Genomic DNA, 23,579 nt, shown 5'->3' on the forward strand with positions numbered 1-23,579 from the left:
TCAGTCATGCCCTCTTCCGCCAGACGCGTCGCCGTCGTATCCGCTTCCTCCGTGATCGCCCTGGTATCGGTCACCGCCTGCGGCGGTGGCTCCACGGCCTCCACCGGCTCCGCCGACAAGCTCCAGGCGGCTCCCGCCGCGCAGAACCTGGCCGGCGTCTGCCCCAAGACGGTCGTCGTCCAGGTCGACTGGGAGCCCGAGGCCGAACACGGCCCCCTCTACAACCTCGTCGGCCCCGGGTACACCGTCGACACCGCCAAGAAGCGGATCACCGGACCCCTGGTCATCGGCGGCAAGGACACCGGCGTCGACATCCAGATCCGGGCCGGCGGCTCCGCCATCGGCTACCAGACCGTCCCCTCGCAGATGTACGTCGACAAGAGCATCACCCTCGGCACGGTCACCACCGACGTGGCGATCACGGCGTCCGCCAAGCAGCCGGTCACGGCCGTCGCCGCACTGATGAAGAAGAGCCCGCAGGTCCTGATGTGGGACCCCGCCACCCACCCCGACTGGAAGACGATCGCCGACATCGGAAAGTCGAACGCGAAGGTCGTCTACGTGGACGGCAGTACCTACGCCTCGCTGCTGGTCTCCAAAGGCCTGATCAAGAAGAGTCAGCTGGACGGGAGTTACGACGGTGCGCCCGCCCGCTTCGTGTCCAACCCGAGCATTGCCCAGCAGGGCTTCGCCACCGCCGAGCCGTACATCTACCAGCACGAGGTGTCGGCCTGGAAGAAGCCGATCAGGTACCAGCTGCTCGCGGACGTCGGCTACAACGTCTACCCGGAAGCCCTCTCGGTGCGCAGCGGCGAGCTGAAGTCGCTCAGCCCCTGCCTGAAGAAGCTCGTTCCCGTCCTGCAGCAGTCGGCCGCCGACTTCGCGGCCAAGCCGTCGGCGACCGTCAAGCTCATCGCCGACCTGGTCCAGCAGTACAACACCGGCTGGGTCTACTCCGAGGGCACCGGCACCTTCGCCGCGAAGCAGATGGTCAAGCTCGGCATCCTCGGAAACGAGGCCGACGGAAGCGTCGGGAGCTTCGACACGAAGCGCGTCGCCTCCGCCCTGAAGACCTTCACCCCCCTCGTCGAGCAGAGCGGCGCCAAGGTCAAGGCGGGACTGACCGCGCAGGACCTGGCGACCGACGAGTTCATCGACCACTCGATCGGACTGAAGTGATGACGACCGCGAACCTGTCCGCACTCACCGAACCCGCCCACGACGTACCGGCTCCGGGCATGACGGAACGCCGGCCCACGCCGGGGATCGAGGAGTTCTGCGCCGAGGCCACCGAACTCCTCGGCACCGCCGGGGTGATCCGCGACCCGGCGGCACGGGAGAAGGCCTCCTGCGACTGGGCGCACATGTCGCCCATCCTGTCCGCGCGACTTCCCGCCGGACACGCCGAGGCCGTCCTGCGCCCCACCGCGCACGAGCAGATCCCGGGCATCCTGGCCCTGGCCCACCGCCACCGCATCCCCCTCACCCCGCGCGGCAAGGGCACCGGCAACTACGGCCAGGCGATCCCCCTGTACGACGGCGCAGTCCTCGACCTCACCGGCTGCGGCCGGATCCTCGACGCCGGCGACGGCTGGATCCGCGCCGAGGCCGGGGCGAGGATGTCAGACCTCGAAGGCCACGCCCGCACCCTGGGCCAGGAGCTGTGGATGTTCCCGTCCACCTTCGGCACCACGGTCGGCGGCTTCCTCTCCGGCGGAAGCGGCGGCACCGGGTCCCTCGTGCACAAGACCAACAGCGATGGTTTCGTGCAGGAGCTGACGGTCGTGCCCTGCACGGCGAACGCCGAGCCCTGCACCGTCCGGGACGCGGAGGCACTGCCGTACATCCACGCCTACGGCACCACCGGGATCATCGCCACCGCGACCGTACGGCTCCAGCGCGCCCGCACCTGGACGGGCCTGTTCGCGGCCTTCGCCGACTGGGCGTCCGCCACCGCCGCGCTGTCGGCACTCGTACGCCTCGAACCGGCACCGCGCCTGGCCTCGCTGGACGAGGCCGGCCTCGTGGGGGTCTACCGGCCCGACCCGGCGCTGGACCCCACGGCCCTGAGTGTGCGCGCGATCATCGAGGAGGAGGCCGTAGACCAGGCACGGGCGATCGTCCGGTCGCACGGCGGCAGCGTCCTCGACATCCGGCCCGCACCGGACGGCCCGGCGCTGATCAGCTCGATGTCCTTCAACCACCCCACGTACCACCTCATGACGGCCGAGGACGGCTGGTTCCATCTGGAGATCGGCGGTGACGTCCTCCTCGGTGACACCACCGAGATCCGGAAAGTCTTCCCGGACACCCTGCTCCACCTGGAGGGCATGCGCTCCGGCACGGTCGGCATGCTCATGGCCCGCTACCAGGACGAACAGACCGTCTACGACGGCACAGCCGCCCTGGAAGCCCTGGGCGTCCGGGTGCACAGCCCGCACAACTGGTACGTCGACCGCCGTCTGGACATGGTCCGGGAGACGGCTCTTACCACCGACCCGCTGGGCCTGCTCAACCCCGGCAAGATTCCCGCCACTTCGCAGGAGACGCCGTGACCTTCACCCGTTTCATCGACCTCAGCGGCCCGGAGATCGAGCGGTTCGGCGAGGAGACCGTCGCCGTGCTGCCGGTCGGCGCGATCGAGCAGCACGGGCCCCATCTGCCTGTCGCCACCGACTACTACATGGCCGAAGCCGTCGCCGAGGGCGCCGCCCGGCTCGCGGGGGAGAGCTGCGACATCACGCTGCTGCCGGGCCTCGCCTACACCAAGTCCGACGAGCACGCCTGGTCCCCGGGCACGCTGTGGCTCAGTGCCCGCACCCTGCTGTCCGTCCTCGACGACCTCGGCCGCTCCCTGGCCGCAGGCCCCGTACGCAGACTCGCCTTCCTCAACGCGCACGGCGGCAACAGCGCCCTGCTCGGTGTCGCCCTGCGCGAACTGCGCACCCGCCACGGCCTGCGCACCTTCCTGCTGCACGCCTCCCTCCCCGCCGACCAGGGCGGCACGTCCCCGGCCGCGGAGTTCGGCATGGGCGTGCACGGCGGACACAAGGAAACCGCCGCCATGCTCCACCTCCACCCGGACCTGGTGGACATGACACAGGCGCGCCGCAGCGTCCCCGAACACCTCACCGCGTACGAGCACATCGGCTTCGGCAAGCCGGTGTCCTTCGGTTGGACGAGCGACGACTTCGCCACCGGCAACGGCCTCATCGGCGATCCCACGGGAGCCACGCCCGAACTGGGCCGCAAGCTCCTCGACGCGTCCGTCTCCGCGGCCGCCGCCGCGTTGCGGGAATGCGCGCGCTTCCTGCCCGACCGCCCCTTGACCTCCTGAGGGAGCCCTCCATGGCCACCCCCCCGCTCCACACTCCCCTGCGCAACGTCACCGCCCACCACATCACCGCCGGCGACACCGTCAAGCTCGCCGTGCTCACCGGCCCCCGGGACGGCTCGCCCACGACGGTCGTCTTCGAGGTCTGGGAACCGGGCGGCGCCCAGCCCCTCAACTGGCACCCCGAGTCCGTCGAGACGTTCGTCGTGCTCGCCGGCCAGGGCCGCGCCGCCAGCGACGAGCACGAACGCGACCTCGCCCCCGGTGACGTCCTGGTCCTGCCCGTCGGCTCCAAGCACCGCATCGTGAACACGTCCGCCACCGAACGCCTCTACACCCTTACTGTGATGGCCCCCGACGAGGGCTTCGCGGATCTCATCGAGCGTGGACCGGTCGCCGCCCTGGACGAGCAGGATCTGGCCGTCCTGCGAGCGGGAACGCCGTGAGCATGGATCTCCTCGCCGCCTTCTGGGCCTACGAACAGGCGCTCGCCGCCAACGACCTGACCGGGCTGGACCACTGGTTCCTCGACGCGCCCGACACCCTGCGCGCCGAGGGCGACAACGTCCTGGTGGGCCACACCGCCATCGCCGACTTCCGGCGGGGGAGGGGAGGGGCTCCCGCCCGGGTGGTCGAGCGGGTGCACGTGGTCCGTCCGGCGGCCGAGGTCGCGGTCGTGACCGCCGAGACACGGCGGCAGGACGGTACACGCGGGCTCCAGACGCAGGTGTGGCAGCACACCGGCGCCGGGTGGCGGATCGCCGCCGCGCACGTGAGCGCCGTATCCGCGCCGACGCCGGACGACCGCCCGGACCCGGCGGTGTGGCGGGTCGCCGACGGGCCGCTCGTGGCGTCCACCGGACAGGGCCCGGTCGCCCATGTCCGCCTCGCGGTGAAGGACCTGTTCGCGGTGGCGGGACAGCGCGTCGGCGCGGGCAACCCCGCCTGGCTGGCCGAGGCCCGCACAGAGCCCGAAAACGCAGATGCCGTGCGGCAGTTGCTCGACGCGGGTGCCGAACTCACCGGCATCGCCCAGACCGACGAACTCGCCTTCAGCCTCGCCGGCACCAATCCGCACTACGGCACCCCCGCCAACCCCGCCGCACCCGGCCGGATCACCGGCGGCTCCAGCAGCGGCCCGGCCGCCGCCGTGGCCCGCGGCTGGGCGGACCTGGGGCTGGCCACCGACACCGCCGGATCGATCCGCGTTCCCGCCTCCTACTGCGGCCTGTACGGCTGGCGGCCCACCCACGGCGCCACCCCCGACGGGGGCCTGCTGGCGCTGGCCCCCTCGTTCGACACCGCCGGACTCCTGGCCCGCGACCCCGTCCTGCTGCGGACGGCGGCGGAGGCGCTGCTGACACCGGGTGACACCACCGCGCCGATCACCCAGTGCAGGGTGGACGAGGAACTGGTCTCGCTCGCGGAACCCGAGGTCCGCGCCTCCTTCGAGGCCGCCTGCCGGGCACTGACCCTGCGTACGGCGCTGCCCCTGGCGCATGCCCGCACCGGAGCCGCCGAGCACCTGCAGGAGTGGTTCGCCGCCTTCCGCACCGTCCAGGCCGCTGAGGCCTGGGAGCAGCACGGCGCGTGGATCACCCGTCACCCGGGCGCGCTCGCCCCGGACGTCGCGGCGCGCTTCGAGAACGGACGCCGGGTGAGCGCGGCCGAGCGGGCGCAGGCGGAACAGGTCCTGTCCGACGCGCGGAAGGCGCTGGACGCCGTACTTCCGCCCGGGACCGTCCTGCTGCTGCCCGCCACGAGTGGCCCCGCCCCGCTCGCCGACGCGCCGCCCGAGGAGGTGGAGGCCGTCCGTGCCGCCACCCTCCGGCTGACCTGCCTCGCCTCCCTGGCCGGACTCCCGGCGGTCGTCGCCCCGCTGCTGCGGGTGCGCTCGTTGCCCGTGGGGCTGTGCGCGCTGGGCGCCCGGGGCACCGACCGAGCCCTGCTGGACTTCATCACCGATTCGAGGAACCCCGCGCATGCCTGAGGCCCACGGCCTGATCGGGCCCAACTCCCGCAACGTCTGGCGGTCGGACGGCAAGACCGTCGTACTGGCCCGCCCTCACCGTGACCCGCACCCGGTCACCGTCGAGGCCCTGCCACAGACGGTGACCGCCGACCTCGCCGCGACCGCGCTGATCGTCGTCGACATGCAGAACGACTTCTGCTCGCCCGACGGCTGGCTCGCCTCCATCGGCGTGGACGTGACCGCCGCGCGTGCCCCCATCCCCGTCATCGCGGGCCTGCTGCCCCCGCTGCGCGGCGCCGGCGTCCCCGTCATCTGGCTCAACTGGGGCAACCGCCCCGACCGGGCCAACCTCCCGCCCGGCGTACTGCACGTCTACGACCCGGACGGCATCGGCGGCGGCATCGGCGCCCCGCTCCCGGGCGGCCGGGTACTGGAGCGGGGCAGCCCCTCGGCCGCGATCGTCGCCGGGCTGGAGACCGCGGACGGCGACCTCCACGTCGCCAAGTACCGGATGAGCGGCTTCCAGGACACCGAGCTGGACAGCGTGCTGCGCAACCTGCGGGTCGACACGCTGCTGTTCGCCGGCGTCAACGCCGACCAGTGCGTCCTGGCCACCCTCATGGACGCCGCGAACCTCGGCTACGACGTCGTCATGGTGGAGGACGCGGTGGCCACCACCTCGCCCGCGTACTGCATGGACGCCACCCTCTACAACGTCCGCCAGTGCTTCGGGTTCACCCTCACCGCCGGAGCCCTGCGGGAGGCCCTGAAGTGAACCTCCTCCAACCCGGACTCGGCCTCCTGGACGGTGACCACTACCTCGCCGCCGACCCGACCCGCGTGCACTGGGGCCTGCTGCCCAACGCCACCGCGAAACCGGCGCTGACCGTCCGCTCGGGCGAGACCGTCACCTTCGACACCATCAGCCACGAGGGCATCCTCGAGGACCAGGGCCGCGATCCGGCCGCCTTCTTCGGGTCGTCCGGCATCGCCGCGAACGGCCTGCTGCACGACGCCGTCGAACTGGCCGCCTCCGCACGCGAACACCTGCCGCTCATGCACGGCCCGCACGTCGTCACCGGGCCCGTGGCACTGATCGGCGCCCGGCCCGGCGACGTACTGGAGGTCGAGGTCCTGACCCTGCTCCGCCGCGCTCCCTACGGAGTGATCAGCAACCGGCACGGCAAGGGCGCCCTACCCGGCGAATACCCGCAGACACCTCTGGGCGAGCCGGTCAGCCTGGTCGCCACCGTGGGCGAGGACGGCCGGGGGCGGCTCCCGGTGGGCGACGGCCGCCAACTCGCCTTCCCGCTACGCCCGTTCCTGGGCATCATGGGCGTCGCCCCGGCCACCGAATCCCCCGTCCACTCCGTCCCGCCGGGCCCGCACGGCGGCAACATCGACGTCCGCCACCTCGGCACCGGCGCCCGGCTCTTCCTCCCCGTCCAGGTCCCCGAGGCCCTCTTCTACGTCGGCGACCCGCACTTCTCCCAGGGCGATGGCGAAGTCGCCCTCACCGCCTTCGAGGCCCCCCTGCGCGCCACCCTCCGCCTCACCGTCCACACGGACCCGGCGACCCGCTCCCTGGCCGCCCGGCTGCGCGCACCCTTCGCGGAAACGCCGTCCGAGCACATCGTGCTGGGCCTCGACCGCGACCTCGACGAGGCCCTGCGCAACGCCGTACGCGACGCACTCACCCTCCTCACCGACCGGTTCGGCATCCCCGGCCCCGTCGGCCTCGCGTACCTCAGCGCGGCCGCCGACTTCCACGTCTCCCAGGTGGTCGACATCGTCAAGGGCGTCCACGGCCGCATCTCCAAGGCGGACCTGATGTGCTGAGCCGTTGTCGTCCCCGGGGTGGGCCGACCAGTGCTACCGGTGAGTTTGGCGTATGAAGTTGAGCGTTGTACTTATTGAGCTCCGTCTTCCGGTATAGCGTGACTGTGAGCGGATGATCAACATCCTCATGGCCCACGCTCCAGACACACCGGCCCGGTGCCGGCGGGGTCGGGTCCGGCGTACTGACCCGCGTGAGTCTTCGACAGCTTCCTGGGAGCACACGGTATGAAGATCTGGATACGGTTGGTCGTCGGGGTTCTGCTGCTCTTCTTCGGTGTGGTGTGGAGCCTGCAGGGATCCGGGGCGGTCGGCGGCAGCGGCATGTCCGGGCAGGCCCAGTGGCTGGTGATCGGGGTGTTCGTGGCCGTCGTCGGCGCGATCCTCCTCGTCGGCGGAGTCAGGAAGCTGCGGGCGGGAGAGAGGGCTTGACCGAGAACGCGGACCGCGAGGGCAGGCCGGTCGGGCGACGGGTCATCCTCGGCATCCTCGGACTCGGCGCCGTCGCGGTGCCCGTCGGCGGGCGCCTGCAGGATGTGACGGACGGCCTGCTCGCCACGGTGAGCAGCAAGGACCCCACCGGCCTGACCGGGCTGCTGCCGGGCGGCGGGGGTTTCCGCTTCTACTCCGTGGCCGACAGCATCCCGCATCGCTCTTCCGCCGACTACCGGCTCACGGTGAACGGCCTCGTCGACCGCCCGGCGACCTACACACTGGAGCAGCTGAAAGCCATGCCGCGCACCCGTCTGGTCCGGGACGTCCAGTGCGTCACCGGCTGGCGGGTGCCGCAGACGCCTTTCGCCGGGGTGCGGCTGTCCCACCTGCTGGCGACGGCCGGGGTGAAACCGCAGGCGAAAGCCGTGCACTTCACCTGCTTCGACGGCGTGTACACCGAAAGCCTCACCCTGGAGCAGGCGCGGCGCCCCGACATGCTCGTCGCCTACGAGATGCAGGACAAGGCGGTCACCGCCGCGCACGGCGGTCCCGTACGGCTGTATGCCGCGCCGATGTACTTCTACAAGTCGGCGAAGTGGCTCGCCGGGATCACGGTCACCGACCGGGTCATACCCGGCTACTGGGAGCCGCGCGGCTACGACATCGACGCGTGGGTCGGCAGGTCGAACGGACGCGACGATGACTCGACCGGCTGAACCGTCCGAGCTGATACGGCGCTTCACCGCCGCGGAGCGCTGGATCCACCGCACCACGGCCGCGCTGATGGGCACCGCCCTGGTCACCGCCGCCTTCCTCTACCTGCCCGCACTGGCGGAGCTCATCGGCCGGCGAAGCCTGCTGGTGACCGTGCACGAGTGGGCGGGCGTCATCGTGCCCGTTCCGCTGCTGGCCGGGCTGGTCTCCCGGGCCTTCCGCGCCGACCTCGTCCGCCTGAACCGGTTCGGCCCACACGACCGCGGCTGGCTGCGGGCGACGCTGCGCCGGCGTCCTCACCGGTCGGGGAAGTTCAACGCGGGTCAGAAGCTGTACGCGGCAGTGATCTCCGGAGCCGTGTTGGTGATGATCGGCACCGGCCTCATCATGTGGTTCCCGCGTCTCACCCCGCTGTTCCTGCGCACGGGGGCGACGTTCGTCCACGACTGGCTGGCCCTGCTCATCGGTGCCCTGGTCTGCGGTCATATCTGGATGGCGTCCAACGACCCCGAGGCGCGCACCGGCCTGCGCACCGGCCTGGTGTCCCGCTCCTGGGCCAGGCGCCATCACCCTCTGTGGGAAGCCGAACAGCCCGGCGAGCAGCAGCCCGCGCAATCCGTCGGCGCAGCTGCCGAGAACGACGACGGGCCCCTCGACTGAGAGGGGACCCGGTTGCCGAAGCGACCGGCCTGCTGCGGCGGACCGGTCGCGTCGGCCACGACGGCCAGGACCCGACCGACTTCCTCCTCGCGTCCGTCCGAGGCCGGTCGGGCCGACAGGCGACCCCACGCAGGCTACGGGCCACTCAGCTGAGGCGTTCCAGCACCATGGCCATGCCCTGCCCGCCTCCGACGCACATGGTCTCCACGCCCCACTGTGCGTCGCGCGTCCGCAGCCCGTTGATCAAGGTGGTCATGATGCGCGCGCCGGTCGCACCGAACGGATGTCCCAGCGCGATGGCCCCACCGTGCACGTTGAGCCTGTCCAGCGGTATGCGGAGTTCGCGCTGAGAGGCGATGACCTGAACGGCGAACGCCTCGTTCATCTCGAACAGGTCGATGTCCCCGACCGACAGGCCGGCGTGCGCGAGAGCCCGTCGGGTGGCCTCGACCGGCCCCAGGCCCATGATCTCGGGGGACAGGCCGGACACACCGGTGGCCACGATCCTGGCCAGGGGAGTGACGCCGAGCTCCCGCGCCCTGACATCGCTCATGATGACCACGGCGGCGGCTCCGTCGTTCAGCGGGCAGGAGTTTCCGGCGGTGACCGTGCCGCCCGGCCGGAAGGCCGGCGCAAGACCTGCGAGGGCCTCGTACGTCGTGCCGGGGCGCGGGCTGTCGTCGGTCGCGATCACCGTGCCGTCGGCCAGCCGGACAGGGGTGATCTCGCGGGCGTGGAACCCGGACTCGACGGCCTCGGCGTACGGCTGCTGGCTGCGCAGGGCGTAGCGATCCTGCTCCTGACGGCTGATTCCGCGGAGGCCCGCCACGTTCTCGTACGACTCGGGTCTGCCGATCACCCAGGCCAAGGGCCAGGCCCGGCGCGCCGCGGAGAACTTCCGCTACTTCGCCGACGTCATCGTCGCGCTCGGAGGGGAGGCCTTCCGGCAGGGAGAGGAGCAGTTCAGCTACGTGGTCCGCACCCCGGTAGGGGTCGCCGGCCTGATCACCCCGTGGAACACCCCGTTCATGCTGGAGAGCTGGAAGCTCGCGCCGGCCCTCGCCGCCGGTTGCACGCTCGTCCTCAAGCCCCCCGAGTGGACGCCGCTTTCGGCTTCGCTCTGGCCGGAGATCTTCGCCGAGGGGGTGTGCCGGCCGGAGTCGTGAACATCGTCCACGGCATCGGTGAGGAGGCCGGGCAGGCCCTCGTCGACCACCCGGACGTACCCCTGGTCTCCTTCACGGGCTCGACCGACACGGGGCGCCACATCATCCGTTCCTCGGCCGAGCACCTGAAGACCACGTCGATGGAGCTGGGCGGCAAGTCCCCGGTCGTCGTCTTCGCCGACGCCGACATCGAGGCGGCCCTGGACTCCGTGGTCTTCGGCGTGTTCTCGCTCAACGGCGAGCGCTGCACGGCGGGTTCCCGGGTGCTCGTCGAGCGCCCGCTGTACGAGGAGTTCACCCGCCGCCTCGCCGAGCGCGCCGAGCGGGTCAAGGTGGGCCTGCCGTCCGACCCCGCCACCGAGGTGGGGGCACTGGTCCACACGGAGCACTACGAGCGCGTCCTGAACTACGTCGAGATCGGCCGGAAGGAGGCCCGGCTGGTGGCGGGCGGCGTACGCCCGGACCACCTCACCGAGGGCAACTATCTCCAGCCGACCGTGTTCGCCGACGTGTCCCGTGACGCCCGTATCCTCCAGGAGGAGATCTTCGGCCCCGTCGTGGCCGTCGCGCCCTTCGACGACGAGACCGAGGCGATCGGGCTGGCCAATGCCACCCAGTTCGGCCTGGCCGCGTACATCTGGACCTCGGACCTCAAGCGCGGCCACCGCATCGCGCACGCCGTCGAGTCCGGCATGGTCTGGATCAACTCGCGCAACGTACGCGATCTGCGCACCCCCTTCGGGGGAGTCAAGGCCTCCGGTGTGGGCCGCGAGGGGGGCGCCCACAGCATCGACTTCTACACCGAGTCCAAGATCGTCCACGTCGCGCTCGGTGACGTCCACACCCCTCGATTCGGAGCCGCCTCATGAGCACCCCGGCACCCGACGTCGTCCGCTCCGCCTACGCCCAGCTGGCCGTCACCGACCTGGCCAGGGCCCGCTGGTTCTGGGTGGACATGCTCGGATTCCACGTCCAGTACGAGGATGCCGACTCCCTCTACCTGCGCGGGACCGACGAGCTCACTCATCACTCGCTCGTGCTGCGCAAGGGTGAGATCGCCGCTCTCGACCACATCTCCTACCGCGTCAGCACCCCCGAGGACGTCGACAAGGCGGAGAAGTTCTTCCGCCAACTCGGCCGTCCCGTCAAGCGGTTGAAGAAGGGCGAGGGCACGGTCGGAGTCGGGGAGGCCGTACGCGTCGTCGACCCGCTCGGCTTCCCGGTCGAGTTCTTCCATGAGATCGAGCGTGGTGAGCGCCTGATCCAGCGGTACGACCTCCACCGCGGCGCCCAGATCGCCCGCCTCGACCACTTCAACATCTGCACCCCTGACATCCCCGCCGCATACGCCCACTACAGGTCCCTCGGCTTCGGCTGCTCGGAGACCATCGAGGGTGACGAGCACGAGCTGTACGCCGCCTGGATGTACCGCAAGCAGACCGTCCACGACGTGGCCTTCACCGGTGGCGCGGGCCCCCGCCTGCACCACCTCGGGGTGGCCACCCACGAGTCCCACCAGGTGCTGCGCACCGCGGACATCTTCGGCGCGCTGCACGCGGAGAAGCACATCGAGCGCGGGCCCGGCCTGCACGGTGTCTCCAACGCCTTCTACGTCTACCTGCGCGATCCCGACGGCCACCGGGTGGAGATCTACACCTCCGACTACTACACCGGCGACCCGGACCACGAGACGTACCGGTGGAACGTCCACGACGACCGCCGCCGTGACTTCTGGGGCAACGCGGTGATCGAGTCCTGGTTCAAGGAGGCGACCCCGGTCCTCGACCTCGACGGGCGGCAGCAGCCGGTGAGCAGCTCCCTGCTGGACGAGTCCGCCGTCCAGGTGGGGGCCGACGGACTCGGCTGACCGCGTGGAACATCAAGGCGATCGAGGGCGCCGGACTGTTCAAGCTCTTCGTGCCGAAGCGCTATGGCGGGGCGCCGACCCGCCCGGAGGCTGCCCGGTGTTCCCGGTGCGCGATACGGAGATCCGGCCAAGTTCCTGTGCCGCAAGGCCGCGGGTGGTGAACGCGGGCACGCGGCAGAGGAAGCGGCGGGTGCGTCGCCGTCTCTGCGCCCGCGGTGTGGGCGGCGGCGAGTTCGGTGAATGCGGCCACCGCCGGCCGACCGTGCCATATCGTCGCCACGTGGGCCCGAAGAGACCGGTAGTGCCACATGGAAACGCGGAGCGAGATCACAGTGTGGTCGGCGGGAAAAAAGCCGAATAGTTCGAACGAATTACAGTGCCGAAAAGTTGGCTGCGGAGCCGTCCGGTATGCACGGATCTTCGTTTATAATACAGCCATGACGATGATGGGGGACGGCAGGCAGAGCAAGGCACGGTCGATGAGCGACAAGGCCTATGAGACGCTCCGCGAGGCCATCGTGAGCTGCGAGCTGGCGCCGGGGACATGGATCAAGGCGGCCGAGCTTTCGGAGTCGCTCGGCCTGGGCCGGACGCCGACGATGCAGGCGCTGCAGCGCCTGGAGGCGGCCGGGTTCGTCCGTCCGGTGAAGCGCAAGGGCTGGCAGGTCACGCCGATGACGCTGCAGAGAGTCCACGACATTGTCGAAGCCTTCGAACTGACCGCCCCTTCGCTGGTGGTGTTGATCATCCGCAATGCTACTGACGAGCAGATCGCCGCGTTGGGTGAAAAGGTGATCAGGTCGGCACCGGGGCGTCCCGCGATTGAAGTCAAGCCTGACTTGAAGGCAGCCCCGGTCCGTTATCTCGTGCAGATTTGCGGCAATCCGGTAATGACGGAAATGGTGCTGCCCTTGGCGACGCATATGGAACGAGTTCTCAGTTTCGGACTGCTGCATGATGATAATCTTTTGGACCCCACTTACGTCCGCTGGCGCAACGTCCTTTTGGACGCTATGGCGGCCCGCGACGAGAAACGTGCACGCGAGGCGGTCCTCAAAGTGATCCACGTCGGCGCGACGGAGATCAACCGGATTCTTCAGGGCGCGGAGTCCATCCGGTCGGTTCCCCTGCACATCGAACGTGCCTCCTGATCAGATCGAGATCCCGCCGTCGACGGGCAGGACGACGCCGGTGACGTACCCCGCTTCACGGGAGGCGAGGAAGCCCACGGCGGCGCACATCTCGGAAGCGTCACCGAACCTGCCCAGCGGGATGCCCGCCGCCAGTTCGGCCTTCTTGTCCTCCGGGATGGAGGCGACCATCCGGGTCTCGGCGTTGGGGGAGATCGCGTTGACGGTGACCCCGAACCGGGCCAGTTCCTTGGCCGCCGTCTTGGTGAATCCGATGATCCCCGCCTTGGCGGTGGCGTAGTTCGCCTGACCGGTGTTGCCGTGCAGGCCCGTGTAGGAAGTGACGTTGACGACGCGGCCGTAGCCCCGGGCTCGGAAGTGCGGAACGCAGGCGCGGGTCAGCCGGAAGGTGCCGCCGGCGTGGATGGCCAGGACGCTCTCCCAGTCGTCGTCCGTGAGCTTCCACAGGACCTTGTCGCGCAGGATTCCGGCGTTGTTGACGACGACGTCGATCCGGCCGGTCTCGGCGATGATCCGCTCCACGGCCTTGTCGATGTCCTCGGTGCTGCTGACGTCACCGGGAACGGCCCGTGCTCCGACCTCGGCCGCGGCCTTGCGGACCTCCTCGCCGTCGTAGTCGATGAGGAAGACGTCGGCACCGGAGTCCGCGAAGAACCGGCCGAGTTCGAGACCGATACCTCGCGCGCCGCCGGTCACGATCACGGACTGGCCGGTGAAGTCGAAGGACAGGTTCATCGCGAGTTCTCTCCTGAGAAGGGGGGCTTCGTGCTGTTCGTGTGGTTCCTGCAGTCCGTAGGGGTTCACGCCGTCAGACAAGTTCGAGAAGCGTCGCGTTGGCCTGGCCCCCGCCCTCGCACATCGTCTGCAGGCCGTACCGGATGTTCTCGGCGCGCATGTGGTGAAGCATGGTGGTCATCAGCCGGGCCCCCGATCCGCCCAGAGGATGGCCGAGTGCGATGGCGCCGCCGCGAGGGTTCACGCGGGCCATGTCCACGTCGAACTCCGCCGCCCAGGCCAGCACCACCGAGGCGAAGGCCTCGTTGACCTCGAAGACGCCGATCTCGTCGAGGCTGACTCCCGACTTGGCCAGTACCTTGTGTGTCGCCGGGATCGGGCCGGTCAGCATCGGCATCGGCGCGGAACCGGTGACGACCGCCGTGTGGATGCGGGCGAGAGGCGTCAGCCCCAGAGCGGCCGCCGCCTCGCTCGTCATCATCAGCAACGCGGCCGCTCCGTCCGAGATCTGCGAGGAGTTGGCGGCGGTGACGCGGCCGTCCTCGCGGAAGGCCGGGCGGAGCGTGCTCAGCTTGTCGAGGGTCCCGCCGCGTCGTATGCCCTCGTCCGTCGTGACCATCGTGTCGGCCGCCACGATGGGTTCGATCTCTGTGGTGAACAGTCCGGCATCCGTGGCGATGGCCGCGCGCTCGTGCGAGGTCAGCGCAAACTCGTCGAGCTGGGTCCGTGACAGCCCCCACGCGTCGGCGATCATCTCGGCGCCGATGCCCTGGTTCGGGAACTCGGCACCGTAGCGCTTGGTATATCGCTCACCCAACGGATTGCCGGTCGCGGCCGCGGACCCCATGGGAACCCGGGACATGTTCTCCACACCACCGACGACGACCACGTTGTAGTAGCCGGCTATGAGTCCCGCGGCTCCGAAGTGCACGGCCTGCTGCGAGGAGCCGCACTGACGGTCGACCGTGGTCCCCGGTACGGACTCGGGCCAACCCGCTGACAGAACCGCGGTGCGGGCGATGTCGAAGGTCTGCTCCCCGACCTGGCTGACACATCCCCACACCACGTCGTCGACGAGCGCCGGGTGGATTCCCGTGCGTTCGACGAGAGCTTCGAGGACGTGGGCGGACAGGTCGGCCGGGTGGATGGACGACAGCGCACCGCCGCGCTTCCCCACCGGGGTGCGCACGGCGGCGACGATGACGGCGTCGTTCATGATCTGCTCATTCCTTCTCGGTCCTCACCGCAGCTCGCGCCGCAGGATCTTGCCGGCCGGGCTCCTGGGCAGTTCGTCGACGATCTCGACGACACGGGGGTACTTGTAGGCCGCCAAACGCTCCTTGCAGAACACGATGAGGGCGTCCGGACTGGTCGTTCGCCCGGACTGCAGGGACACGAACGCCTTGACCGTCTGGCCGCGGTATTCGTCCGGGACGCCGATCACCGCGGCCTCACGGACGGCGGGGTGGCCGAGGAGGACGTCCTCCACCTCCCGGGGCCACACCTTGTAGCCGGAAGCGATGATCATGTCGCTCTTCCGCCCGACCAGGTAGAACCAGCCGTCCTCGTCCATCATGCCTAGGTCACCGGTGTGGAGCTCGCCGTCGACGAGCTTGTCCGCCGTCTCCGCCGGCTTGTTCCAGTAGCCGGGGGTGACCTGCGGACCGGAGACGACGAGTTCGCCGGTCTCTCCCGGCGGCAGCTCCGTGCCGTTGTCGTCGATGATGCGCACGGACGTGTTGAAGACGGGCACGCCGACCGACAGAGCTCGCGTGTCGGGATCGACGGGCGCCGACACACCCAGCGGCACGGCGTGTGTCGGCGAGGTGGTCTCGGTCATCCCGTAACAGTTGTGGATGTCCATCCCGGTGCGGGCCAGGATTTTCTCGCGCAGCTGAGGTGCGATCGGTGCGCCGCCGGAGTAGACCACCCGCAGCGACGCGAAGTCGTCCTTTGTCGCTCCGGGCAGTCCGGAGAGATGGTTGAAGGCGGTGATGGCGCCGACGGTGAACGTCGGCCGGTGCTCGCGGATCGCGTCCAGGACGACCCTACCGTCGAAACGGTGAGCGAGCACGAGTTTCGAGCCGATCACCAACGAGACGCAGACGTGCCCGACGAGCCCGGTGATGTGGAACAGCGGAGCGATACCGAGGACGACGTCGCCCTGGCTCAGCTTCATCCACTCGCGGTAGGTGTGGGTGTTGAAGGCCAGGTTGCCGTGAGCGTTGATCGCCCCCTTCGGTACTCCGGTCGTGCCGGAGGTGTAGGTCAGGACCGCCGCCTTCTCGGCGTTCACGCTGACTGGTTCCGGCTTGCGGTCACCGTGTCGGGCGAACACGTCCGTCAGCCGGAAGGCCCCGGAGACCGCCGGCTGCTCCGCGACGGGGATGACGCGCTCGTCGTCACGTTTCTGGTCGTCGCGTGCGGAGGCCACGAAGACCTGCCGTACCTCGGTCTGCCCGCCGTCGAGCACCTCACGGGCAACCGATACGTACAGATCGTCAAGGCTCAGCAGGGCCGTCGCGCCCGAGTCCCTGAGCAGGTGGGACAGCTCGCGCGCCTTGTTCATGGGGTTGATGAGAACCGCGATACCACCGGCTTTCCAGGCGGCGAGGAGGCCGACCACGAACGCCGGGTTGTTCTGGGTGTAGAGCGCGAACCGGTCGCCGGCGACGAAGCCGCCCTCCGCCAGGGCCATCGCCAGGGCGTCCGAGCGCTGGTCGAGGTCTCGGAAGGACACAGCGCCGTCGAAATAGGCGATCGCGGTTCTGTCGGGGAACCTGGAGACGGTGGTCGCGAACAGTTCGAGCATCGACTCGGACTCGGGAGTGATCTGCCTCGGGAGATCACCGGGATACGTGTTCAGCCAGGGACGCCGGTTCACCGCGCGTCCTCCGGTGCCGCCACGACTTCGTTCCGGAGGACCCCGACGCCCGACACTTCGATCTCGGTCACGTCGCCGGGGGCGAGGAAACGCGGCGGCTTCGCCGCCAGTCCGACACCGCCAGGCGTTCCGGTGGCGATCACGTCGCCGGGGGTCAGGGAGGTGAACCCGGTGACGTACCCCAGAATCGCCGTGAAATCGAAGACGAGCTGGTCCAGCGTGGCGTCCTGCCGCAGCTCGCCGTTGACCCGGGTGGTGAGCCGCACCGATCCGAGGTCGTCGAACTCGTCCAGCGTGACCAGGTACGGACCGAAGGAACCGACGCCGCGGAAGTTCTTGCCGGGCAGCCACTGGCTGTTGTGCAACTGCCAGTCCCGTGCGCTCAGGTCGTTGTAGGCCGACAGTCCCGCGATCGCCGCCCGGGCGTCGGCGTCCGTCTCGATCACCGACACATGACGGCCGATGACGATCGCGACCTCTCCCTCGTAGTCCAGCTGCCTCGTGTTCGGCGGATGGACGACGGGCTGTTCGTGTCCGACCTGGGTGTCGGCGAACCGGCTGAAGACGGTGGGGTGTTCGGGCTTGTCGACGTGGCCGGTCTCGTCGCGGTGGTCGACGTAGTTGACGCCCACGCACAGGATCTTCGCCGGGTCCGGGACAGGCGGGAGGAACTCGATCTCGGCCAGGGAGTGGGTGGCCTCGCGGCCCGCGCTGAGCCGCTCCAGCCGCCCCGTGAGATCGCGTTCCAGGAGCTCTCGGATCGAGGTGGCCTCCCCGCCGAGCGTCTCGGCGCCGTCGATGACGCCCTCGGCCGAGAGAACGCCGAACGACACCTTGTCGCCGATGCGGTACGTGAGCAGCTTCATCGGTGCTTCTCCTCATGGATTCCGGCGCGCGGTTGCGCCGTGTCGAGGCCGACGCCTTCGACGGGGGACCGCCCGTTCGTCGGGGTCCTCCGTCGAGACCGGCCGGTCGGGGGCATCGGCGGTGCGGACGACCACCTGCGATCCTTCTTGCGGTGTGAGCGGCGAAGCTCCGCCAGCAGCGGCCTACGCCCCGTGAACCTCCGGCGGGACGTACGGCGTTCAGGCCGCGGTCGGCCCGACGGCGCCCGTGTAGCGGCGACGGTGGAACACCAGCGGTGTCTCCTCCGGCGCGGCATCGAGGTCGGCGACCTCACCGATGACGATGAAGTGGTCCCCGGCCTCGTGCAGGGTCGTGATCCGGCAGTCGATCCACGCCGCCACTCCCTCCAGCACCGGCGAGCCGGTCACCGGTGCCGGACGCCAGGACAGGCCGGCGAACTTGTCGGCGCCACTGGTGGCGAACGCCTGGGAAACGTGCTGCTGGTTCACGGTCAGCACGTTCGCGCAGAAGGCGCCGGCCTGTCGTATCCGGGGGAAGCTGCTCGACGTCGCCGCGGGCAGAAACCCGACCAGTGGTGGATTCATCGACACCGAGAGGAAGGTGCCGACGGCCAGCCCGACCGGCTCGCCGCGGTCCAGGGCGGTCACCACGACAACACTGGTGGGCACCGCGGAGAGGACGTCGCGGAAACGGGCGGCTTCCAGGGTCGCCCCACTCCCGGCAGAGCCGCTCGGTGAGGCCGGTAGTGATGTCCATGCCATTGTTGCAGTCCTTTTCCGGTCAGGCGGGGACCATGTCGCCGCCGCAGGCACGCGCGGCGGGCAGATCCCCGGGCGGCTGACAGCTCGAAGCTGCGGCGGACCGATTCGAGCGAAGTCACAACGCGCTGAGACTTGGGTCCACCTGGCCGATCCCGGCCAGGTGGATCAGATACCGGGGCGCGCGCGAACCATCCGGCGACGCCCTTGAGGAGCCAATATGAACGTAACACAGACATGTCTGTCTTGAAAACAAACATTTCTATTGACAGTGGTGGACTGTCATGTTGCGATCTGAAACATGGTTGCTCAGCGGTCAACCGGACGCCCGCGGGCCTGCCAGTCGGAGGACACATGACCGAGTTCGATCCAGCCCGTACCGCCGTGATCAACATCCACTGGCAGTACGACATCGTGAAACCCGAGGGTGCTTTCGGACCGTTCTTCGCCGAGGGCGTGCAGCGGCACGGTGTCATCGCCAAGAACCAGCTGCTCACCCGCGCGGCCCGAGCCGCGGGAGCCTCCGTCATCCACATCCGGACGGCCTTCCGGCCCGGCTATGGCGATCTGATCATCAACTGCCCTCTGCTGGCCCTGGTGGAAGAGCGCAAGGCCCTCGTCGACGGAACGCGCGGCGCTGATCACATCGACGAACTCAGCCCCGAGCCCGGCGAGTTGGTCATCACCCACACCCGCCTCACCGGCTTCCACGGCACCGACCTCAACGGCATCCTGCGCGGGAAGGGCATCGACACCGTCGTCCTCTCCGGGGTCGCCACCGACCACGCCGTCCAGGGCACCGCCCGCGAGGCTGCCAACCACGGCTACCGCACCCTCATCGTCTCCGACGCGTGCTCGGCGGCCAGCGACGAGTCGCACCAGGCCGCCCTGGACACCTTCACGCTGCTGGGCGAGATCGTCACCACCCAGGACGTCGAGGCCGCCTTCTCCCGCTGAGCCGCGCACACCACGAGACCCACACGACGACGCAGGAGTAGGCCGATGCCGCCCATCACACCGCCGACCCGCATGCAGTACGTCCGCCCCTTCGACCCGGACCAGGCCATCGACACGGGGTTCCCCGGCTACCGCGCGCAGTTCCTCTCCCATCTGGAGAGCGCGATCCTGATCAACAGCCACATCGAGGAAGGAGGTTGTGGCCCCGGTCTGCACTACCACCACGTCGACCAGCTGTACTACCTGGTCGAGGGCACCATGAACGTGCAACTGGGGCACGAGGTCCAGCACATCAGTGCCGGCACCCTCGTGTTCATCCCGGCGGGGCTGGCACACCGCAACTGGAACGACGGGCCGGGAGCCGAGACCCACTTCGAGATGCTGATCCCCGCTCCCGGGCCGATGGCCCAGCTGGCGTACATGGTGGACTCTCCCGACGATGTACCGGCCACCCACCGCACCGACCACCCCGGATACACCCGGCGCGTCGATCCCGACGCCCTGGACGAGCCGATGCCGGGCCTCAAGATGGTCGCTCTGGCCGGTCCTGCGACCGGCGCGCGGCACACCGTCGTCAACTACATGGAAGTCGCTCCCGGCGGGGCCGGGCCGGGCACTCATATCCACGCCTTCGACCAGTACTACCTGGTGCTGGAGGGGGAACTGACCGTCGAGATCGCTCTGGAGAAGCATGTCGTCGGCCCCCGCACGCTGGTGGTGCTGCCCGCGGGCGTACCGCACCGGCAGTACAACGCGGGCACGGTGGCAGAGAAGCACATCTCGGTTCTCTCGCCCGCGCCGGAGCCGGTGAAGCCCTGGGACAGCGGTGTCGACTTCAGCGCCAACGGCCACGATGCCACCGGCCCTCAGTCCGTCTTCGAGCAGGTCGGAGCGGGGCGGTCATGACCGATCTGCGCGGTGGGTACCGGCCGCGCCCGGAGCGCCTGGCGCTGAAGCGGGGCGCGGTGGACTTCTCCGACGACGCCGGTGTGGCGGCGATCATGAAGCTCGTCGCGGGCGCGGAGCTGCCGCCAGTGGGGGAGACCGCCGGCGATCCCTTCGTGGGGATCACGACCGACGGGCAGCCCCTGACCGACCTCTTCACCCTGACCGACGAAGGTGCACCGACAGAGCAGGCGGTGCACAACGCACGGGGTTATCTGGATCAGCTCACGGCAGAGCAACAGGCGCTCGGCGTGCTGCCGGTCGACGCCACCGAATGGCGGGTGTGGTCCAACGCGTTTCTGACGTTCCCCGAACACGGCCTGCTGTTGCAGGAGTTGCCCGGGCGCGCGCGTGAGGCGGCGCTGTCGGTGATCGAAGCCACCGTCAGCCCCGAGGGCTACGAGCTGCTGCGCGAGGCGATGCGTCTCAACGCCGAACTGGGCACGTTTGTCGGCAAGTACCCGGACACACTCACCGAGTACTGCTACCGGTTCACCCTGTTCGGCGAGCCCTCGCTCCAGAAGCCGTGGGGCTGGCAGCTCGCGGGGCACCACATCGATCTCCACGCGGTCTTCATCGGCGGCCAGTTGGTGCTCACACCGACCTTCCTCGGCGTGGAGTTCGGCGGTGAGGCCGTGTTCTCCGACCATCGCGAGCGCGCCCGGGAGTTCATGGAGTCCCTGAGCGCGGCGCAGCGCGACCGGGCCCTGCTGTACGGCTCGATGCTGTCCGCGGACCTTCCGCCCGAGCTGTCCGGCATCGTCGACGGCCGCCACCGCGCGGCAGCGGGCCGGGACAACCGTGTGCTCCCCTACGTCGGTCTGGCGGGCGACCGGCTGACGCCGGGCCAGCGAGAGCTGCTGCTGTCGCTCACCGACCCCTACCTGGAGAACCTGCCCCCAGAGCCTCGTGCGCACCGCCGCAACCAGATCGAGCGCTTCCTCGACGACACCCACCTGGGGTGGATCGGGACGTGGGAACCCCACGCGCCCTTCTACTACCGGGTGCACAGTCCGGTCGTGCTGATCGAGTACGACAACCACGCCGGCATCTTCCTCGACAACGACGAACCGGAGCCGTACCACGTGCACACCATCGTGCGCACCCCCAACGGCGGTGACTACGGCAAGGACCTGCTGCGTCAGCACTACGCACACCAGCACCCACACACGTGACGGAGTAACGCGTCACGGAAGGAGAACCGCCATGGACGTCGGTTTCCTGTTCAACATCCGCCGTCACCCCGAGGAGCAGCGCAGCCTGCGGCAGGTCTACCAGGACCACATCGACGACGTCGTACACGCCGAGCGGCTCGGGTTCACCCACGCCTGGGCCGGCGAACACCACTTCGCCTGGGACCAGGCGACGCCCGGACTCTTCCCGGTACTGGCCGCGGTGGCGCAACGGACCAGCAGGATCCGTATCGGCACCCATGTGACCGTGCTGCCCTACCACCATCCGCTCCGGGTGGCCGAGGACGCCGCGGTGCTCGACATCCTCTCCGGGGGCCGGTTCGAACTCACCGTGGGCGCCGGGTCGTTCTACGAGGAGTTCCGCTCCTACGACGTCGACGCCGCCGAACGCTTCGGGCGGCTCTTCGAAGGGCTCGACGTCATCCTCAAGTGTTTCACCGAGGACGAGTTCAGCCATGCGGGCAAGTACTTCACCTTCCCCGGCGTGCGGATGACCACCAAACCGCTGCAGGAGAGGCTGCCGGTCTGGGTCGCCGCCAGCGGTCCCGTAGGAGTGAAGCGCGTCGCGCGCCGAGGACTGAACGTCGCCGGCGCCTCCGCGTTCGGTCCGCAGCTCATGGAGCTGTTCGACAGCGAGTTGCGCGCCCACGGGCACAACCCCGCCGACCATGGGTCGGGGCTCCTGTCCATGGTGCACGTCGCCGACGACGAGGACCGGGCGTGGGCCGAGGCCGCCCGCGGAGTCCACCACTGGCTCACCTTCCTCGCCGGCCACGAATGGGTCGGGCTGGAATTCACCGGCGGCAGACTCGACGTGCCCGCACCCGACCGACTGCGCGACTGGGCCGCCGACTCACCGATCCCGTACCACGTCGGCACACCGGACCAGGTGGCCGAGTCGCTGCTCCGGCGGGTCCGGTCGGCACGCAACACGAACCTCGCCCTGTCCTTCCGCCAGGTGTTCATGGACACGGCCGCGGTCCGCCACTCCATGGACCTGTTCGCCGAACACGTCATGCCCGAACTCCGGGCCTGGCAGCACCCCACAACCACCGCCGCTTCAGACGAGTGATCAATGATTTCAGGAGACATGCCATGCGTGCTGCAGTAGTGAACAGCTTCGGCGGACCCGAGGTCGTGGAGGTCGTGGACACAGAGGTGCCCGAGCCGGGGGCGCGGGAAGTGCGGATCAAGGTGGCCGCGGCCGCGCTGAACCCGTGCGACGTCGCGGCGCGGTCCGGGGTCTACGGGGGAGAGGGACAGCGGATAGGGCTCGGCTGGGACGTCGCCGGGACGATCGACGCGGTCGGCGAGCAGAGTGACTGGAAGGTCGGAGACAACGTCGTTGCGCTCCTCTTCGGCCTGGTCAAGCCGCTGGGCACCCATGCCGAATACGTCGTCGTACCCGCGGGCGCCGTCGCCGAGGCGCCCACGACGATGGACTCGGCGCACGCCGCGGCTCTGCCGCTGAACACGCTGACCGCGCTCCAGGCCCTGGACCTCCTGGAGTTGACGGAGGGACAGTCGGTCCTGGTGACCGGCGCCGCGGGTGCCGTCGGCGCGTACGCCGTGCAGCTCGCCGCCCGCCGCGGGCTCGTGGTGACGGGCCAGGCTCGGGAGGGCGACGAGGAGTTCGTACGTTCGCTGGGGGCGGTGCACGTCACGAGCGGGGAGCCGAAGAGCGTCGACGCGGTCCTCGACGCGGCGGTCCTCGGTGAGCAGGCCCTCGCATGGGTGCGGGACGGCGGCGCCTACGTCGGCCTCCTGCCGCCCTTGGTGCCGCCGGCGGAGCGTGGCGTGCGGACCCGTGCCATCGAGGTGAACGCCGACGGGGCGAGCCTGGCCGAGCTGGTCCGGCTCGCGGACGAAGGGGCGCTGACCCCGCGGGTGGCCGGGACCTACGCCCTGGAGGACGCGGCCAAGGCGCACGCCCGGTTCGCGGAGGGCGGGGTGCGGGGGCGGTTGGTGCTGCTGCCCTCGTAACGCTTGGTCCTGCGCACCCTTGACGGCCTGGCGGATCTCCTGCCTGCCGCGAATGCGCCCGCCGTGACAACGGCCGGGCACGTGTTTCAGACCGCATCACAGAAAGGTTCGGCCGAGCCGAA

General features: G+C 69.7%; 22 protein-coding genes and 2 pseudogenes. 18 read left to right on the plus strand and 6 right to left on the minus strand.

Annotated features, from left to right (window positions below):
* Window positions 1–6 precede the first annotated feature (6 nt).
* The 10 genes from ACFY6U_RS49170 (at window position 7) to ACFY6U_RS49215 (ending at window position 8,951) form a co-directional block, all read left to right on the plus strand.
* Window positions 7–1,179: a hypothetical protein gene (locus ACFY6U_RS49170; protein ID WP_390049242.1), complete on the plus strand. Its 1,173-nt coding sequence runs from the start codon at window positions 7–9 to the stop codon at window positions 1,177–1,179.
* The gene (locus ACFY6U_RS49175; protein ID WP_390049244.1) at window positions 1,179–2,555 is read left to right on the plus strand and encodes an FAD-binding oxidoreductase; all 1,377 of its coding nucleotides are present in this window, start codon (window positions 1,179–1,181) and stop codon (window positions 2,553–2,555) included. Before ACFY6U_RS49170 ends, ACFY6U_RS49175 begins: the two co-directional genes overlap by 1 nt.
* The gene (locus ACFY6U_RS49180; protein ID WP_390049246.1) at window positions 2,552–3,337 is read left to right on the plus strand and encodes a creatininase family protein; all 786 of its coding nucleotides are present in this window, start codon (window positions 2,552–2,554) and stop codon (window positions 3,335–3,337) included. The genes ACFY6U_RS49175 and ACFY6U_RS49180 overlap by 4 nt, the downstream gene beginning before the upstream one ends.
* A gap of 11 nt (window positions 3,338–3,348) precedes the next feature.
* Complete coding sequence (locus ACFY6U_RS49185; RefSeq protein WP_390049248.1) at window positions 3,349–3,780, plus strand: cupin domain-containing protein; 432 nt, start codon at window positions 3,349–3,351, stop codon at window positions 3,778–3,780.
* Window positions 3,781–3,782: 2 nt separating this feature from the next.
* Window positions 3,783–5,324: an amidase gene (locus tag ACFY6U_RS49190; RefSeq protein ID WP_390049336.1), complete on the plus strand. Its 1,542-nt coding sequence runs from the start codon at window positions 3,783–3,785 to the stop codon at window positions 5,322–5,324.
* Complete coding sequence (locus ACFY6U_RS49195; protein WP_390049250.1) at window positions 5,317–6,081, plus strand: cysteine hydrolase family protein; 765 nt, start codon at window positions 5,317–5,319, stop codon at window positions 6,079–6,081. Before ACFY6U_RS49190 ends, ACFY6U_RS49195 begins: the two co-directional genes overlap by 8 nt.
* Window positions 6,078–7,145 (plus strand): acetamidase/formamidase family protein, encoded by a 1,068-nt coding sequence (locus tag ACFY6U_RS49200; protein WP_390049252.1) that lies wholly within the window; start codon window positions 6,078–6,080, stop codon window positions 7,143–7,145. Before ACFY6U_RS49195 ends, ACFY6U_RS49200 begins: the two co-directional genes overlap by 4 nt.
* A gap of 225 nt (window positions 7,146–7,370) precedes the next feature.
* Entirely contained in the window at window positions 7,371–7,574 is a 204-nt protein-coding gene (locus tag ACFY6U_RS49205) for a hypothetical protein (RefSeq protein WP_316769242.1), read from the plus strand.
* The gene (locus ACFY6U_RS49210) at window positions 7,571–8,293 is read left to right on the plus strand and encodes a molybdopterin-dependent oxidoreductase (RefSeq protein WP_390049254.1); all 723 of its coding nucleotides are present in this window, start codon (window positions 7,571–7,573) and stop codon (window positions 8,291–8,293) included. The genes ACFY6U_RS49205 and ACFY6U_RS49210 overlap by 4 nt, the downstream gene beginning before the upstream one ends.
* Window positions 8,277–8,951: a formate dehydrogenase subunit gamma gene (locus ACFY6U_RS49215; protein WP_390049256.1), complete on the plus strand. Its 675-nt coding sequence runs from the start codon at window positions 8,277–8,279 to the stop codon at window positions 8,949–8,951. Before ACFY6U_RS49210 ends, ACFY6U_RS49215 begins: the two co-directional genes overlap by 17 nt.
* Before the next feature lie 145 nt (window positions 8,952–9,096).
* Here ACFY6U_RS49215 and ACFY6U_RS49220 read toward each other — a convergent pair.
* Window positions 9,097–9,807: pseudogene (locus tag ACFY6U_RS49220) on the minus strand (acetyl-CoA C-acyltransferase); the annotation flags it as partial.
* Here ACFY6U_RS49220 and ACFY6U_RS49225 point away from each other — a divergent pair.
* From ACFY6U_RS49225 to ACFY6U_RS49235, 3 genes and pseudogenes are all read left to right on the plus strand, one after another.
* Window positions 9,806–10,986 (plus strand): annotated as a pseudogene (locus ACFY6U_RS49225) (aldehyde dehydrogenase). The pseudogenes ACFY6U_RS49220 and ACFY6U_RS49225 overlap by 2 nt on opposite strands.
* A complete protein-coding gene (gene hpaD, locus ACFY6U_RS49230) occupies window positions 10,983–11,984 on the plus strand; it encodes a 3,4-dihydroxyphenylacetate 2,3-dioxygenase (RefSeq protein ID WP_390049258.1) in 1,002 nt (333 codons plus the stop codon). The pseudogene ACFY6U_RS49225 and the gene hpaD overlap by 4 nt, the downstream one beginning before the upstream one ends.
* 437 nt (window positions 11,985–12,421) lie before the next feature.
* Window positions 12,422–13,135 (plus strand): GntR family transcriptional regulator, encoded by a 714-nt coding sequence (locus ACFY6U_RS49235; RefSeq protein ID WP_390049260.1) that lies wholly within the window; start codon window positions 12,422–12,424, stop codon window positions 13,133–13,135.
* Here the strand turns inward: ACFY6U_RS49235 and ACFY6U_RS49240 are convergent, their stop codons facing one another.
* The 5 genes from ACFY6U_RS49240 to ACFY6U_RS49260 form a co-directional block, all read right to left on the minus strand.
* Window positions 13,136–13,870, minus strand: a complete 735-nt coding sequence (locus ACFY6U_RS49240) for an SDR family NAD(P)-dependent oxidoreductase (RefSeq protein ID WP_390049262.1) — start codon at window positions 13,868–13,870, stop codon at window positions 13,136–13,138.
* Window positions 13,871–13,943: 73 nt separating this feature from the next.
* Window positions 13,944–15,086, minus strand: a complete 1,143-nt coding sequence (locus ACFY6U_RS49245; protein ID WP_390049264.1) for a thiolase family protein — start codon at window positions 15,084–15,086, stop codon at window positions 13,944–13,946.
* Window positions 15,087–15,110: 24 nt separating this feature from the next.
* Window positions 15,111–16,754, minus strand: a complete 1,644-nt coding sequence (locus tag ACFY6U_RS49250; RefSeq protein ID WP_390049266.1) for a class I adenylate-forming enzyme family protein — start codon at window positions 16,752–16,754, stop codon at window positions 15,111–15,113.
* Window positions 16,751–17,620, minus strand: a complete 870-nt coding sequence (locus tag ACFY6U_RS49255; protein ID WP_390049268.1) for a fumarylacetoacetate hydrolase family protein — start codon at window positions 17,618–17,620, stop codon at window positions 16,751–16,753. The genes ACFY6U_RS49250 and ACFY6U_RS49255 overlap by 4 nt, the downstream gene beginning before the upstream one ends.
* Before the next feature lie 219 nt (window positions 17,621–17,839).
* Window positions 17,840–18,382, minus strand: coding sequence for a flavin reductase family protein (locus tag ACFY6U_RS49260; protein WP_316769190.1), 543 nt, complete (start codon window positions 18,380–18,382; stop codon window positions 17,840–17,842).
* Window positions 18,383–18,733: 351 nt separating this feature from the next.
* Here ACFY6U_RS49260 and ACFY6U_RS49265 point away from each other — a divergent pair, with 351 nt between their 5' ends.
* Genes ACFY6U_RS49265 through ACFY6U_RS49285 form a run of 5 tightly spaced genes read left to right on the plus strand, consistent with a single transcriptional unit; the run spans window position 18,734 to window position 23,457 of the window.
* Complete coding sequence (locus tag ACFY6U_RS49265; protein WP_390049270.1) at window positions 18,734–19,336, plus strand: cysteine hydrolase family protein; 603 nt, start codon at window positions 18,734–18,736, stop codon at window positions 19,334–19,336.
* Window positions 19,337–19,381: 45 nt separating this feature from the next.
* A complete protein-coding gene (locus tag ACFY6U_RS49270; protein WP_390049272.1) occupies window positions 19,382–20,242 on the plus strand; it encodes a cupin domain-containing protein in 861 nt (286 codons plus the stop codon).
* Window positions 20,239–21,456 carry a DUF3500 domain-containing protein gene (locus ACFY6U_RS49275; protein WP_390049274.1) on the plus strand — a complete coding sequence of 406 codons (1,218 nt, stop codon included), beginning with the start codon at window positions 20,239–20,241 and terminating at the stop codon, window positions 21,454–21,456. Before ACFY6U_RS49270 ends, ACFY6U_RS49275 begins: the two co-directional genes overlap by 4 nt.
* Window positions 21,457–21,487: 31 nt before the next feature.
* Entirely contained in the window at window positions 21,488–22,546 is a 1,059-nt protein-coding gene (locus tag ACFY6U_RS49280; protein ID WP_390049276.1) for an LLM class flavin-dependent oxidoreductase, read from the plus strand.
* A gap of 23 nt (window positions 22,547–22,569) precedes the next feature.
* A complete protein-coding gene (locus tag ACFY6U_RS49285; protein ID WP_390049278.1) occupies window positions 22,570–23,457 on the plus strand; it encodes an NADP-dependent oxidoreductase in 888 nt (295 codons plus the stop codon).
* Window positions 23,458–23,579: the final 122 nt, after the last annotated feature.

The organism is Streptomyces sp. NPDC013157 (genome assembly GCF_042899865.1).
In the GTDB taxonomy this organism is placed as follows: Bacteria; Actinomycetota; Actinomycetes; order Streptomycetales; family Streptomycetaceae; genus Streptomyces.